This is a genomic window from Kitasatospora sp. NPDC054768 (assembly GCF_053612025.1).
The window spans coordinates 1-14,654 of the sequence record NZ_JBSHBN010000026.1 but is presented as its reverse complement, the minus strand read 5'-3'; the positions used below and the strand labels follow the sequence as shown (position 1 = coordinate 14,654).

Here is a 14,654-nt window from a genome sequence, read left to right as displayed (position 1 = left end):
CTTACAGGGGCGCGTCCGTGGCCCGGTGCGTACGATCCGCCGCGCCCGATCCGCCCCCTGTCCCGCACGGGACGCCGGGGCATGCCACCATCTTCCGGGGCGGTGAGTGGTGATACGAGGACAAGACCAGATGACCGGGACGGCTGACGTGGGCGTGGACAAGGACTCCGACGAGTCCGCCTCCGCCGTGCCGTCGACGCCCGGGAACGAGAGCGAAGGCCGGCCCGAACCGGGCCCGACGCCGGAAGTCTCCCTGATCAAGGACCGAACGATCAAGACCCCCGCACCCGCGAAGGCCCCCGGACAGCCCGGCCCTCCCGCGGCCGAGACCACCTCGGCCCCGGAGCCGGCGCTCCCGACGGCCCCTGCCGTCCCGCCCGAGGACCACGAGCCGCCGGACCACGACCCGCTGGACGAGGCCCCGCACCTGGACGTCGACGAGCCGCTGCTCGCCGCCCGCGCGCACCGCCCGTCCGACCTGATCCGCTTCCTGGCCGGCGTCCTCGGGATAGTCGCCGTCTTCGTGCTGGCCGGCATCGCCACCGGGACCACCAGCGGCATCGAGCAGGACATCGCCTCCAACGCGCCGCACTTCTCCGCGGTGTTCTCCACCATCACCGGCCTGCTCTCCAGCGTCGCGGTGCTCGCCGTGCCGCTGGCCTTCGCCGTCGAACGGCTGATCAAACGCGACGGCCTGCGGGTCGCCGACGGCGTGCTCGCCTCGGTGCTGGCGTACGGCGTCTCGCTCGGCATCGACTGGTGGGTGGCCGAGGGCGCCTCCGAGCACACCCGGGACGCGCTGACCAGGCTGCCCCTGGACAGCAACGGCACCCTCACCGACCCGGTGCACGGCTACCTCGCCCCGGTGATCGCCTACATGACCGCCGTCGGCATGTCGAGCAGACCCCGCTGGCGGGTCGCCCTGTGGGTGGTGGTGGTCTTCAGCGGGGTCACCGAGCTGCTCGGCGGCTACACCACCCCGCTGTCGCTGATGCTCACCGTGCTGATCGGCTGGTCCGTCGCCTACGGCACGCTGTACGCGATCGGCTCCCCCAACATCCGGCCCACCGGCCAGCACCTGATGATCGGCCTGCGCAAGGTCGGCTTCACCCCGGCCGGCGCCGTGCGCGCCCCCGACGCCCCCGGCGGCACCCGCCGCTACCACGTCACCCAGCAGGGCGGCCCCCCGCTGGACGTGCACATCATCGACCGCGAGCAGCAGGCCTCCGGCTTCTTCTACCGGGCCTGGCGGCGGCTGCGGCTGCGCTCGGTCGCGGTGCGCCGCAGCCCCCAGTCGCTGCGCCAGGCGCTGGAGCAGGAGGCCCTGATCGCGTACGCGGCGGCCGCCTCGGGCGCCCGCGCGCCGCAGCTGGTCGCCACCTCCGAGCTCGGCCCGGACGCCGCGATCCTGGTGTACGAGAACGTCGAGGGCCGCACCCTGGACGAGCTGGCCGACGAGGAGGTCACCGACCCGGTGATGGCCTCGGTCTGGCAGTCGGTGGCCGCCCTGCACGAGCGCCGGATCGCCCACCGCCGGCTCACCGGCGAGTCGCTGCTGGTGGTGGACGAGCGCACCGGCTGCCTGGTCAACCTCTCCGGCGGCGACATCGCCGCCACCGACCTGACGCTGCGCATCGACGTCGCCCAGCTGCTCACCACCTTCGCGCTGCGGATCGGCCCGGAGCGCGCCGTCGCCACCGCCAACGCGGTGCTCGGCGCCGAGCGGGTCGCCCAGGCGCTGCCGCTGCTCCAGCCGGTCGGGATGAGCCGCTCCACCCGGGTCGACCTCGCCAAGCTCACCAAGGAGCGCAAGACCGCCGCCCGGGCCAGGGCGCTGGAGCAGGTCGCGGCCGGCGAGCGCACCCAGCAGCAGGCCGAGGAGGACATCGCGGTGGCCGGCGAGGACCTGCTGAGCCGCATCCGCGGCCAGATCCTCCAGATCGCCCCCGAGGCCCCGATGGCCCCGGTCAAGCTGGAACGGCTGAAGCCGAAGAGCCTGATCATGGTGATCGCGCTGACCTTCGCCGCCTACCTGGCCCTGACCACCATCAAGCCGGCCCAGCTGAAGCTCTCCCAGATGAACTGGGCCTGGGCCGCGGCCGCCCTGCTCGCCGCCGCCTTCAGCTACGTCGCCGCCGCGATGAGCCTGACCGGCTTCGTCCCCGAGCGGCTGCCGTTCCGGCGCACCGTCGCCGCCCAGCTGGCCGGCTCCTTCGTCAAGCTGGTCGCCCCCGCCGCGATCGGCGGCATCGCGCTCAACACCCGGTACCTGCAGAGGGCCGGCATCCGCTCGGGCCAGGCGGTGGCCTCGGTCGGCGCCTCCCAACTGGCGGGCCTGGCCGGGCACCTGCTGCTGCTGTTCAGCTTCGGCCTGATCACCGGCAGCCAGACCAACGGCGACCTCTCCGCCTCCCGCGCGGTGATCATCGGCGTGCTGAGCGCCGCCGTGCTCGCCCTGGTGGTGGCCGCCGTCGCGCCGCTGCGCCGGTTCGTGCTGGGCCGGCTGCGCTCGCTGTTCTTCGGCGTGGTGCCGCGGATGCTCGACCTGATGCAGACGCCCAGCAAGCTGGTCACCGGCTTCGGCGGCATCCTGCTGCTGACCCTCTCCTTCACCGCCTGCCTGGACTTCTCGGTGCAGGCCTTCGGCGGCGACGTCAGCTTCTCGGCCGTCGCGGTGGTCTTCCTGACCGCCAACGCGGCCGGCTCGGCGATCCCCACCCCCGGCGGCATCGGCCCGGTCGAGGTCGCCCTGATCGGCGCCCTGACCGTCGCCGACGTCTCCCCCACGATCGCCACCCCGGCGGTCTTCCTCTACCGGGCGCTCACCTTCTGGCTGCCGGTGCTGCCGGGCTGGATCGCCTACAACGTGCTCCAGCGCAAGAAGGCGCTCTGAGCCGCCCCGGGCACCGCCGACCTCCCCGCGCGCACCGGAGCACGGAAAAGGGCCCGCCGGACGGCGGGCCCTTCCACGGTGGGGGCGTCGGTCAGTAGACCGGCTTGTGCGGCTCGATCTGGTTCACCCAGCCGAGCACGCCGCCGCCCAGGTGCACGGCGTTGCCGAAGCCGGCGGCCTTCACCACGGCCAGCACCTCGGCCGAGCGCACGCCCGACTTGCAGTGCAGCACGATCTTCCTGTCCTGCGGCAGCTTCTCCAGCGCGTCGCCCATCAGGAACTCGTTCTTCGGGATCAGCACCGCGCCGGGGATGTTGACGATCTCGTACTCGCCGGGCTCGCGGACGTCGATGAGGTAGATGTCCTCCTTGTCGTCCTGCCACTGCTTGAGCTGCTGCGAGGTGATGGTCGAACCGGCGGCGGCGGCCTGCGCCTCCTCCGACACGACGCCGCAGAAGGCCTCGTAGTCGATCAGCTCGGTGACCGTCGGGTTCTCGCCGCAGACGGCGCAGTTCGGGTCCTTGCGGACCTTCACCTGGCGGTAGTTCATCTCCAGGGCGTCGTAGATCACCAGCCGGCCGACCAGCGGGTCGCCGATGCCGGCGAGCAGCTTGATCGCCTCGTTGACCTGGATCGAGCCGATGGACGCGCACAGCACGCCCAGCACGCCGCCCTCGGCGCAGGAGGGGACCATGCCCGCCGGCGGGGCCTCCGGGTAGAGGCAGCGGTAGCAGGGGCCGTGCTCGGCCCAGAACACGCTGGCCTGGCCGTCGAAGCGGTAGATCGAGCCCCACACGTACGGCTTGCCGAGCAGCACCGCGGCGTCGTTCACCAGGTAGCGGGTGGCGAAGTTGTCGGTGCCGTCCACGATCAGGTCGTAGCCGGAGAAGATCTCCATGACGTTGGAGTTGTCGAGGCGCTCCTCGTGCAGCACCACGTCGACGTACGGGTTGATCTCCTTGACCGAGTCGCGGGCCGACTCCGCCTTGGACCGGCCGATGTCCGACTGACCGTGGATCACCTGGCGCTGCAGGTTCGACTCGTCGACCACGTCGAACTCGACGATGCCCAGCGTTCCGACACCGGCGGCGGCCAGGTACAGCAGGGCCGGCGAGCCGAGGCCGCCGGCGCCGACGCACAGCACCTTGGCGTTCTTCAGCCGCTTCTGCCCCGCCATGCCCACGTCCGGGATGATCAGGTGGCGGGAGTACCGGCGGACCTCGTCAACGGTGAGCTCGGCGGCCGGCTCGACCAGGGGTGGCAACGACACGGGGACTCCGATGGGTCTTGTTCGGGTGGCCAGGGCCAACCGCGCTGCGGGTTGCTGCTCCGCCACTCGGGTGGCTGTCTAGGCCAACAGTGTCACGCCCCCTCGCTATTCCGAGACAGCCCGTCCGATGGGCGAGACGGGCGGCACCGGATCGTGGAACCGGCGGCGGGGCCCCGGAAAAGCGCCCCGAGCCCGTGGTTGACGGGCCCGGGGCACCGCGCGGCACGCTCACACCCGGCAGGCCGTCTCCAGCCACACGTCGCCCAGCGACTCCTCCAGCGGCACCTGCGTCCGCCATCCGAGACGGTCCCGGGCGGTGCGCACGTCCGCCTGCCGCCACGGCACCGGCTCGCCCGGCACCGCCCGGCCCTCCGGGCGGTGCCCCTCCGGCCGGTGCCCCGGCAGGTGGTGGCCGGGCAGGTGGTCGCCGCCCGCCCCGGCAGCCTGCGCGGGCAGCAGGACCTGCCGGTTCTCCTCGACGATCTGCCCCTCGAAGCCCGAGGCCCGCACCAGCAGCTGGGCCGCGTCCCGGGCCCGCACGGCGTGCCCGCTGCCGATGTTGATCACCCCGGTGGCGGCCGACACCGCGGCCGCCCGGATGGCCCGCGCGACGTCCCGCACGTCCACGAAATCCCGGTATCCGGACAGGTCCGGCATCCGCACCTGGTGCTCGTCCCGCTCCAGCGCCCGCCGCAGGCCCTCGGCCAGCCGCCCGAACAGCGAGGCGGTCGGCGCCCCCGGGCCCACCACGTCGAACACCCGCAGCACCGCCGCGTCCAGCCCGGAGGCCAGCACCAGCTCCGTCCCGGCCAGCTTGGACACCCCGTACGGGCCGACCGGCCGCGGCTCGGCCTGCTCGGACACCGGCACCCCGCCGGGCACCGGCCCGTACTCGGCGGCCGAGCCGACGTGCACCAGCCGGGCCGGCTCCCGGCTGCGCCGGATGGCCTCGCAGACGGTCGCGACGGCCAGCGTGTTCGACCGGATCAGGGTGCGCGAGCTGCCGTAGGTGGCGCCCGCGCAGTTGATCACCACCTGCGGCGCGACCGCGTCCAGGAACCGGGCCAGCGCGCCCGGGCTCCCCGTGGTCAGGTCGAAGCGGATGTCGGCCGAGTCGCGCCGGCCGAGCACCGTCACCTGCAACTCCTGGTCCATCAGCAGACGATCGGTGACCCGGCGGCCGATGAAGCCGTCGGCGCCCAGCAGCAGCACCCTCATCGGGGGTGTCCTTCCACGAAGCCAGTTCGGGACGACCTGGCGGACTGAGTTCAACGAACGGGACGAGAGCGGGGATCACGCGGCGGATCCCCGCGGTGGAGCGACGGAGCGGGTGGACGGTGTCGGCGGACGGCGCTCAGCGGTGCGAGCCGGCCCGGCCGAGCACCGCCCCGGCGTACGCCAGCAGCGCCACCGCGACGGTGCCGCCGCCGAGCAGCCAGGCCTCCGGGGCGGAGCGCCCCAGGGCGAGCGGCCCGAGCACCGCGGCGGCCCCGGCCGACGCCGCCGCCGCGGCGGCGGCCGTCCGGCCGCACCGCGCCAGCAGCACCGGCAGCACCAGCAGCAGGCCCAGCACGCCCTGCGCCGCCCACTGGGCGGGGCCGGCCCGCTCGACCGCCAGGTGCAGCGGCCCGCCGCCGTGGCCCGGCCCGGGGCGCGGCGCGACGACGGCCAGCACGGCCAGCGCGGCGAAGCTCAGCACCCCGAGCACCGCCAGGTGCAGGGCCAGCGCGACCGGGAGCACCGGCCGCATCCGGGCCCGGAACTCGGCCAGGGTGCCCGCCGTACCCAGGTGGCCGCGGCCGACCTGCCGGTACCAGCGGGCCGTCCGCTCGGCCGCCCCGGCCGAGACCGCCGCCGCCAGCACCAGCGCGACGGCCTGCGGACGGTCCCCGCCCGGTACGGCCGAGGGGAGCAGCAGCAGCGCGGCCAGGCCCAGCCCGTGGCCCAGCGCCGCCGGGCGCAGCCGGGAGCCCGGGAGCGGCCGGGGCGCCGGTGCCCCGGCGGGCCCCGGCCCCAGGGCGTCCGGCGGGCGGACGGGTCCGGCGCACGGCGGGCCGGGATCGGCCGGGGACGGCGCGGTCAGCGCGGGCAGCAGCACCAGCGGGACGGCGGCGGACAGCAGCACCGGCCAGCGCGGCCCGAGCGCGGCCACCCCCGCGCAGGGCAGCGCGGCCAGCGCGGCGGCGGTCAGCGCGGCCCGGGCGGCGGCTCCGCCCGACCGCCGCTCCACCGGCCGGGGCGCCGGCGGGCGGCGGGGCACCCGGGCGTACAGCTCCTCGGCCAGCGAGAAGAGGTCGGCGTGCCGGCAGCGGGCGGCGGTGTCCGGGCCGAGCCCGGCCTCCTCCAGCCCGGCGGCGATCTCCAGCGGGTCGACGGCGCGCTCGCACAGCCCGCGGTGCTCCGCCATCACCTCGCGCACCGGGTCCGCGCTGCCGCCGAGCAGGGTCCCGCCCGGCATCAGCGGGCCTCCGCGAGTTCGGCCCGCCGCCCGGCCGGCTCCCGCGCCCCGTCCGGGTTCGCGTTCCCCTCCTCCGGGGTGCCGCCCCCGCGCGGGCCGTCGGCCAGCCAGTACTCGGCGGGACGGGCGAACGGGCGCGGCGCGGGCCCGCCCTCCCCGCCGCCCCCGCCGCCGGGGAAGGCCGGGTACTGCGAGACCAGCTCCAGGTAGATCTCCCGGAACGCGCCGATCACCGGCTCCACGGCGAAGCGTTCCTGCGCCCGCAGCCGCCCGGCCAGCCCGAGCCGGCCCCGCCGCTCCTCGTCGCGCAGCAGCGCCAGGCAGGCGCCGGCCAGGGCGCGCGGATCGCGGGCGGGCACCAGCAGCCCGGTCGGCCCGACCACCTCGCGGGCCACCCCGACATCGGTGGAGACCACCGCCCGGCCGCTGAGCATCGCGTCCGCGAGCAGCCGGGGGCTGCGCAGGGAGAGCCCCGAGAAGACCGTCGCCGTGCCCGCCTCCCAGGCCCCGGCGAGGGAGCCGGGCCGCCCGGCGAAGTCCACCGCCGCGGCCACCCCCAGCCGTTCGGCCACCGCCGCGCAGTGCGCCCGGTAGCCGGGCGCCGCCTCCTCGCCGTACACCACCAGCCGGGCGCCGGGCAGTTCGGCGCGGACCCGGACGAGGGCGTGCAGCGCGAGTTCGAGGTCCCGGCCCGGCTCCAGCGCGCCCGCCCACACCAGGGTCGGCGCCGCGGGCTCCGGCCCGGCGGCCGGGCGGTCCACCGCCGGCGTGCCCTCGTACACCACCCGGGTGCGCGCCGGGTCGGCCCCGCAGCGGCGCTGCCACTGCTGGTCGTGGGCGCTGCCGGGGGTGAGTATCGCGGCCTGCCGGTAGGTCTCCCCGGTGAGCGCCCGGAAGAAGGACAGCAGCAGGGCGCGGACCGGCCACCGGTACGGCGCCTCGCGGTAGCCGAGGTACTGCTCGCGCAGGTGCAGGCCGTGCTCGGTGACCACGAACGGCACCCCGTGCAGGTGCCGGGCCACCAGGGCGGGCAGCGCGGCCGGACCGCCGCCGACCACGTGGCACAGGTCGGCCGCGCCGAGGCCGCCGGGGCCGGTGCCGTACCAGGGCGCGGACAGCGGGCGCAGGCACTGCTCCAGCAGGTCCGCCGCGACCAGCACGTCGCACACCAGCGGCTGCCCGGCCGAGGTGTCCGCGCCGGGCAGCCGCCAGATCCGCTCCAGCAGCCGGCGGGCGTGCGCGGAGGCCAGGAAGGCGGGCAGCGTGCCGTCCTCCCGGGCGAGCGCCGCCAGCCGGTACAGCCCGGGCCCGAAGCCGGCTCTCTCCGCGGGCAGCACCAGGGCCCGCACCAGTTGTTCGTACGCCCCGGCGTACCGGCGTCTGCGCACCGCGCCCGGCGCCCGGCCGCCCGGCCGGCGCCCCCACAGCGCCAGCTCGTGCGGGCCGCGCAGGACGGCCGGCAGCCGCTCCGCGGTGTCCGGGGCCCGCCGGACCGGCCCCGGCCGCGGGCCGGTCAGCAGGTACAGCTCGAACCCGTGCTCCGGCAGGCCCTCGGCCAGCCGCTCGCACCAGCCCCCGGCACCACGCCGGGAATGCGGACGGACACCCTCGGTGAGCAGGGCAACGCGCACGGGAGACCTCCAGGGCAGAGCGGATTCGCTGGGCGGGATCACGGACGGATCGACGGATTTCCGGGCGGCCCGGGCGGTCGCCCGGGGCGCCCCCGCACGACGGCGGGAACGGTCGGGGAAGGGAGGTCCGGTCGGCCCGGGTCGGCGCCGCGGTGCCTCCGTGCGGCCCGCCGGCGGCCCGGTCGCGGCCGCGCCGCGTTCCGTTCCCCCGGGCTCCCGCCCGCTTCGGCGGTCGGGCCCGGCCCGCCGGAACCCCTCGGCCGCGGCCGCCCTCCGGTTCCTCCGGCGGCCGCGACTCCCCCACACCTGTTCGGTCCGACAGCAGAAAGGTAGGACCGGCCCTGGCCGATCCATCGGTCACATGCCTGCCTGCCACCTGATCGAGTGAACCGCCGTGACCTCGACCCGATCCGGGCCGTTACCGGGCGGTATGCGCGGCCGCCCGCGCGGCCCCGCCCGGGCGCGCGATCGGCCCGCCGCGGCGCGCGCCCCACCCGCGCCGTGCGCTCGGCCGGTGACGTGCGCTCAGCCGGCGGTGTGCGCGATCAGCTCCCGTACCGCCCGGGCGACCTCGTCGGGGTGCTCCATCATCGCCACGTGCCCGGATTCCGGCAGCACCAGCAGCCGGGCGTCCGTGAAGGCCGCGCAGGCGCGGCGGGCCGAGCGGTAGGAGACCAGTTTGTCGCGCAGCCCGTACACCAGCAGCACCGGCGCCCCGACCCGCTCGGCCTGCCGCCACAGCGCCTGGTCGCCGCGCTCCGTGTACGCCGAGACGATGCCGCGGGCCGAGCCGACCAGCGCCTGCATCGCGTGCGGCACCTCCAGCCGGCGCCGGTACTCGGCGACCGCCTGGGCCCGGGTCTCCGGGCTCAGGCCCTCCGGAGCGCCGTAGACCAGCCGCAGCAGGTCCTCGGTGGCCGCCTCCGCGTCGCGCCCGCCCGCGGACAGCCGGCGCAGCACCGCGGGCACGCCGGGCACCGCGAGCAGACCGGTCGGCCAGGCGGAGCGCTGCGGGGGCAACTCGGGCAGCGCCGGGGAGACCAGGGTGAGGCTGCGCACCAGGTCCGGGCGCACGGCCGCCAGCCGGACGGCGACCGCGCCGCCCAGCGAGTTGCCGAACAGGTGGACCGGGCCGCGGCCGGAGGCCTCCAGGTAGCCGATCACCGCGCGGACGTGGCCGGAGACGGTGAGGTTGCCGTCGGTGGGCGGGTGGGAGCGGCCGAAGCCGGGCAGGTCCACGGCCTCGCCGTCGACGTACCCGGAGAGCCGGCCCATCAGGGCCTCCCAGTTGGCGGCCGAGCCGCCGAGGCCGTGCACGAAGAGCCCGGGCTCGCGCCCGTCGGCGACGCCGTCGGCGGCGGGCCGGTGCACCGCGAGCACCGCGCCGGGGACCTCGACCGTACGTACCTGCTGCTCAGCGCTGCTCATGGTGGACGATGGTAGTGAGCCCCGCCCCGGAAGCGCCGGGGTGGTCGGGCCGTGGGCCGCCTCCGTCCCACCACTGCCGAGGCCGAGGTCAGCGCCGTATTGTGGGCTCCTGACAACCAGGCCGATCGTCTTTTCTCGCCTTCGCCGAACGCGGGCGCGGTTACCGAAAAGTAGAATCGGCCATCCTGCAGCAGCGAACAGACCCCGAAGTGAGGAGCGCCGTGACGGCCATCCAGGAGGCGCAGGAGCGCCCGCGCGGTGCCCGCCTGCCGCGAAGCGCCCGCCGTGAACAACTGCTCGGTGCCGCCCAGGAGGTGTTCGTCGCGCAGGGCTACCACGCGGCCGCCATGGACGACATCGCCGACCGCGCCGGGGTGAGCAAGCCGGTGCTCTACCAGCACTTCCCCGGGAAGCTGGAGCTCTACCTGGCGCTGCTGGACAAGCACTGCGACGCCCTGGTCGAGTCGACCCGCGAGGCGCTGTCGGCGACCAACGACAACAAGCAGCGGGTGGCCAACACCATGGAGGCGTACTTCAACTACGTCTCCAGCGAGTCCGGCGCCTTCCGGCTGGTCTTCGAGTCGGACCTGACCAACGAGCCGGCCGTGCGCGAGCGGGTCGAGCGGGCCTCCGAGGCGAGCGCGACGCTGGTCAGCAAGGTGATCCAGGAGGACACCGACCTGCCCGAGGCGGAGTCCAAGCTGCTCGCCGCCGGGGTCTGCGGCCTGGCCCAGATCACCGCCAGGTACTGGCTCTCGCAGGGCCTGGAGATCCCCCGCGACGAGGCGGTGCGGCTGGTCGCCAGCCTGTCCTGGCGCGGCCTGAAGGGCTTCCCGATGCACCCGGGCGAGCAGTCCGGCGAGGGTGCCGCCCACCAGGGCTGATCCACCGACCTTCGTCGGGCCGGGGATCCGGTGCTCTATGGTGAAGCCGTACGGCACGGTCGCCGCGAACGCTTGTCCCAGGCGGTCCGGTGCCCGTGCGTGGAGGCTGCAACCCCGGAGGGACGGAAGCCGTGGAGGTCAAGATCGGCGTGCAGAACGCGCCTCGCGAGATCGTGATCGAGAGCTCGCAGACTGCCGATGAGGTCCAGAGCGCGGTCGCGAAGGCACTGGAGGGCTCGGAGAAGATCTTCGCGCTGTCCGACGAGCACGGCCGTCGCATCATCGTCCCGGCCGAGCGCCTGGCGTACGTGGAGATCGGCGAGTCGGCCTCCCGCAAGGTCGGCTTCGGCACCGCCTGAGGCGTCGCCGCACAGGATCGTCCGGTGCCCCGTTCCCGCGAGGGAGCGGGGCACCGTCGCGTGTACGACCGGGTGGGGCGGGGTACGGCGAGGGTGCGGCGCCGGTGCCGCACGCCCGTTCCCCGGGAGGCAGCCTTGCTGGTCGAGTCGATCGCCTTCGCCCTCGTCGGCCTGGTCACGGGCGGCGCCGCCCTGCTGGCCCTGCCCGCGTACTTCCGCGCCGCCCGGGCCCTGACACTGGGCACCGCGCTGGCGGCGGCGCTGGTCGGCGGGGTGGTCGCGCACTTCGGCGTGGACGGGCGCCAGCCCGCGGTGTCCGTCGCGGCCGCGGCGGTGGCCGCGGGCGTGCTCACCTCGCTGCTGGCCCGGCCGGACCTCGCCGCCGGGCGCGCCCCGGCGCACCGGCACCACCCGCACCGGCCCGGCGCCCACCGCGCGTCGCGGCGGCACCGGGCGGCCTGAGGAACCCGTCGGCGGCCCGAGGACTCCTAGGACGCCAGGCCGAGGGCGGCCATCCGCTTGGTGTGCGCCTCGGTGATCCGGTTGAACATCTTGCCGACCTCGACCAGGTCGAAGCCCTGCACCTGCACGCCGCCGACCAGCAGGTTGGACAGCGCGTCGCGCTCGGCGACGACCCGCTGGGCCTGGCTGAGCGCCTCGCCCATCAGCCGCCGGCCCCACAGGGCGAGCCGGCCGCCGGCCCGCGGGTCGGCCTCGATGGCCTGGCGGACCTTGTCCACGGCGAACTGGGCGTGGCCGGTGTCGGACATCACGCTCAGCACCAGGTCACGGGTGTCGTCGTCCAGCCGGACGGCCACCTCGCGGTAGAAGTCGGTCGCGATGGCGTCGCCGACGTAGGCCTTGACCAGGCCCTCCAGCCAGTCCGAGGGCGCCGTCATCCGGTGGAACAGCTCCAGCGGCTCGACGAAGGGCCGCATCGCTTCCTGCGGGTCGGCGCCGACCTCGGCGAGCCGGTCGTGCAGCCGCTGGTAGTGCTGGAACTCGGCGGAGGCCATCCGGGCGAGCGCCGCCTTGTCGGCGAGGTCGGGCGCCAGCTTGGCGTCCTCGGCGAGCCGCTCGAAGGCGCTGAGCTCGCCGTACGCGAGCGCGCCGAGCAGGTCCAGCACCGCCGCCCGGTAGCCGGGGTCGGCCGAGCACGCGGCCCAGTCCCCGATCGAGCCGGCCGCCGCGTCCTGCGTCTCACCATGGGTCTCCATGACCCGCAACTTTAGTCCCGCCCCGCCGCCCCGTGCCCGGGCACGCCCGGTGACCGGCCGGACCGGCCGCTCCGGTGGCAGTTGCCGGGGGCAATGTCGGACGCGTCACGTGTTCGAGTCGTCGCCTGACTGTATGGTGGTACGGAGCCCGTCGTGTTCGCATGGTGTCACCGCCGTCTCGGTACCCCGCGCGAACCCTCCGTAGTGGCACCGTCCAGCCGGACGTGTCCGCACCGGAGGCACGGGTACTCACGTACGCGGATGCCCGGTCGGAGAGCCGATCGGCTCCGACCATGGCTTGGACTTCAAGCCTTGGCACCGCATCAGTGGCCGAGCGAGGGCCGCCGAGACCACGCCCCGAGGCGGAGGTCCCGCGCAGGTCCCTCACGGGAATCCTCCCCGACGCCGCCGGCGACGCGCCCCGCACCAGGGCAGCGCGCACCGGCCGGCCGCAGGGACCGGCGCGGTTGTGCGTCCGCGCAGCTGTATCAGGGCCGCCAGGCCCGTAGGCAGCCGCGCGGCTGCCCGCCCGCCGCTCGCTCTCGGCCCTTTCGAAAACGGAAGAGGCAGCACCCTGTCCACCACCGCTGAACCCATCAAGACGACGTTCCGGGAACTGGGGATCCTCCCGGAGACCGCCGAGGCGCTCGAGTCCGTCGGCATCGTCCACCCCTTCCCCATCCAGGAGATGACCCTGCCGGTCGCGCTGACCGGCCACGACGTCATCGGCCAGGCCAAGACCGGCACCGGCAAGACCCTCGGCTTCGGCCTCCCGCTGATCGAGCGGGCCATCGTGCGCGCCGACGTGGACGCCGGCCGGGCCACCGAGGACCAGCTCTCCGACTTCCCGCAGGCGCTGATCGTCGTCCCGACCCGCGAGCTGTGCACCCAGGTCACCAACGACCTGCAGACCGCCGGCAAGGTGCGCAACGTGCGCGTCCTCGCCGTCTACGGCGGCCGGGCGTACGAGCCGCAGGTGGAGGCGCTCACCAAGGGCGTCGACATCGTGGTCGGCACCCCGGGCCGCCTGCTGGACCTGGCCGGGCAGAAGAAGCTCAACCTGTCCAAGGTCCGCGCGCTGGTCCTGGACGAGGCCGACGAGATGCTCGACCTCGGCTTCCTGCCGGACGTCGAGAAGATCATCACCATGCTGCCGGCCAAGCGGCAGACCCTGCTGTTCTCGGCCACCATGCCGGGCCAGGTCATCAACCTCGCCCGCCGGTACATGAGCCAGCCGACCCACATCCGGGCCGCCGCCCCGGACGACACCGGCGCGACCGTCGCCAACATCGAGCAGCACATCTTCCGTGCGCACTCGCTGGACAAGGTCGAGACGGTCTCGCGCATCCTGCAGGCCGACGGCCGCGGGCTGGCGATGATCTTCTGCCGCACCAAGCGCACCGCCGCCGACGTCTCCGACCAGCTGACCCAGCGCGGCTTCGCGGCCGGCGCGGTCCACGGCGACCTCGGCCAGGGCGCCCGCGAGCAGGCCCTGCGGGCCTTCCGCAACGGCAAGGTCGACGTGCTGGTCTGCACCGACGTCGCGGCCCGCGGCATCGACGTCGAGGGCGTCACCCACGTCATCAACTACCAGTGCCCCGAGGACGAGAAGACCTACCTGCACCGGATCGGCCGCACCGGCCGGGCCGGCGCCTCCGGCACCGCCGTCACCCTGGTCGACTGGGACGACATCCCGCGCTGGCAGCTGATCAACAAGGCGCTGGACCTGCCGTTCAACGACCCGGAGGAGACCTACTCCACCTCCGCGCACCTGTACGAGCTGCTGAAGATCGCGCCGGGCACCAAGGGCGTCCTGCCGCGCTCTGAGCGGACCCGCGCCGGGCTCAACGCGGAGGAGGTCGAGGACCTCGGCGAGACCGGTGGACGCGGCGCCCGCTCGGGCCGCGGCGGTCGCGGTGAGCGCAGTGACCGCAGTGAGCGCGGTGACCGTGGTGGACGCGGCGGCCAGGGCGGCTCCGGCCGTCCGGGCGCCGGCGCCGCCACGGCCGAGACCGAGGAGCAGCAGCCGCGCCGCACCCGCGAGCGCCGCCGCACCCGCCGGGGCACGGCGGTCGGCGCCGAGGGCGAGGCCGCTGCCGTCGTGACCGGTGCCGCCGTGGCGACCCCGGCCGTCGAGGGCGCCGAGGACGAGGCCGCTCCGCGCCGTCGCCGTCGCCGCTCGCGCGGCGGTGCCGCCTCGGCCGAGGCCGCGGTGGCGGTCGAGTCGACCCCGGCCGCCGAGGCCGTCGTCGCCGAGGCCGCCGCGGTCGTCGAGGCCGCTGCCGAGGCGGTCACCGAGGCGGTCACCGAGGCCCCGGCCCCGGCGAAGAAGGCCACCCGCACCCGGACCCGCAAGCCGAAGGCGGAGACCACCGAGACGGCTCCGGCCGCCGAGGCCGACGTGGCCGAGGCCGTCGCTCCGGTGAAGAAGGCGACCCGGGCCCGCAAGCCGAAGGCGGAGGCCGTCGAGACGGCTCCGGCTGCAGCGCGATCCCGCCGTACAGCCGGTGCCGG

At 75.3% G+C, this 14,654-nt stretch carries 11 protein-coding genes; 5 read left to right on the top strand and 6 right to left on the bottom strand.

Annotated elements, in window-relative coordinates; genetic code table 11:
* Positions 1 to 130 precede the first annotated feature (130 nt).
* Positions 131 to 2,893 carry a flippase-like domain-containing protein gene (locus ACWGKU_RS10800; RefSeq protein WP_452177982.1) on the top strand — a complete coding sequence of 921 codons (2,763 nt, stop codon included), beginning with the start codon at positions 131 to 133 and terminating at the stop codon, positions 2,891 to 2,893.
* Between the two features lie 91 nt (positions 2,894 to 2,984).
* Here the strand turns inward: ACWGKU_RS10800 and moeZ are convergent, their stop codons facing one another.
* The 5 genes from moeZ to ACWGKU_RS10775 all read right to left on the bottom strand — a co-directional run bounded on the left by moeZ (position 2,985) and on the right by ACWGKU_RS10775 (position 9,680).
* Positions 2,985 to 4,163 (bottom strand): adenylyltransferase/sulfurtransferase MoeZ, encoded by a 1,179-nt coding sequence (gene moeZ / locus ACWGKU_RS10795; RefSeq protein ID WP_452177983.1) that lies wholly within the window; start codon positions 4,161 to 4,163, stop codon positions 2,985 to 2,987.
* A gap of 228 nt (positions 4,164 to 4,391) precedes the next feature.
* Positions 4,392 to 5,381 carry an NAD-dependent epimerase/dehydratase family protein gene (locus ACWGKU_RS10790; protein WP_380350169.1) on the bottom strand — a complete coding sequence of 330 codons (990 nt, stop codon included), beginning with the start codon at positions 5,379 to 5,381 and terminating at the stop codon, positions 4,392 to 4,394.
* A 136-nt stretch (positions 5,382 to 5,517) separates the two neighbouring features.
* Positions 5,518 to 6,621, bottom strand: a complete 1,104-nt coding sequence (locus tag ACWGKU_RS10785; RefSeq protein WP_452191406.1) for a hypothetical protein — start codon at positions 6,619 to 6,621, stop codon at positions 5,518 to 5,520.
* A complete protein-coding gene (locus ACWGKU_RS10780) occupies positions 6,621 to 8,252 on the bottom strand; it encodes a DUF3492 domain-containing protein (RefSeq protein ID WP_452180914.1) in 1,632 nt (543 codons plus the stop codon). The genes ACWGKU_RS10785 and ACWGKU_RS10780 overlap by 1 nt, the downstream gene beginning before the upstream one ends.
* A gap of 525 nt (positions 8,253 to 8,777) precedes the next feature.
* The gene (locus ACWGKU_RS10775) at positions 8,778 to 9,680 is read right to left on the bottom strand and encodes an alpha/beta fold hydrolase (RefSeq protein WP_452180913.1); all 903 of its coding nucleotides are present in this window, start codon (positions 9,678 to 9,680) and stop codon (positions 8,778 to 8,780) included.
* Between the two features lie 221 nt (positions 9,681 to 9,901).
* Here ACWGKU_RS10775 and ACWGKU_RS10770 point away from each other — a divergent pair, with 221 nt between their 5' ends.
* The 3 genes from ACWGKU_RS10770 (at position 9,902) to ACWGKU_RS10760 (ending at position 11,385) form a co-directional block, all read left to right on the top strand.
* Positions 9,902 to 10,564, top strand: a complete 663-nt coding sequence (locus ACWGKU_RS10770) for a TetR/AcrR family transcriptional regulator (RefSeq protein WP_359903508.1) — start codon at positions 9,902 to 9,904, stop codon at positions 10,562 to 10,564.
* A gap of 131 nt (positions 10,565 to 10,695) precedes the next feature.
* On the top strand, positions 10,696 to 10,923 hold the full coding sequence (locus ACWGKU_RS10765) for a DUF3107 domain-containing protein (protein ID WP_359903510.1): 228 nt from the start codon (positions 10,696 to 10,698) through the stop codon (positions 10,921 to 10,923).
* A gap of 135 nt (positions 10,924 to 11,058) precedes the next feature.
* Positions 11,059 to 11,385, top strand: a complete 327-nt coding sequence (locus tag ACWGKU_RS10760) for a hypothetical protein (RefSeq protein ID WP_359903512.1) — start codon at positions 11,059 to 11,061, stop codon at positions 11,383 to 11,385.
* Positions 11,386 to 11,411: 26 nt separating this feature from the next.
* On the opposite strand, the gene ACWGKU_RS10755 is transcribed toward ACWGKU_RS10760, so the two are convergent.
* Positions 11,412 to 12,140 carry a ferritin-like fold-containing protein gene (locus tag ACWGKU_RS10755; RefSeq protein WP_049660234.1) on the bottom strand — a complete coding sequence of 243 codons (729 nt, stop codon included), beginning with the start codon at positions 12,138 to 12,140 and terminating at the stop codon, positions 11,412 to 11,414.
* A 688-nt stretch (positions 12,141 to 12,828) separates the two neighbouring features.
* On the opposite strand from ACWGKU_RS10755, the gene ACWGKU_RS10750 reads away from it, so the two are divergent.
* Positions 12,829 to 14,654: DEAD/DEAH box helicase (locus tag ACWGKU_RS10750; protein WP_452191404.1), on the top strand; the 1,826-nt coding region annotated here is incomplete at its 3' end.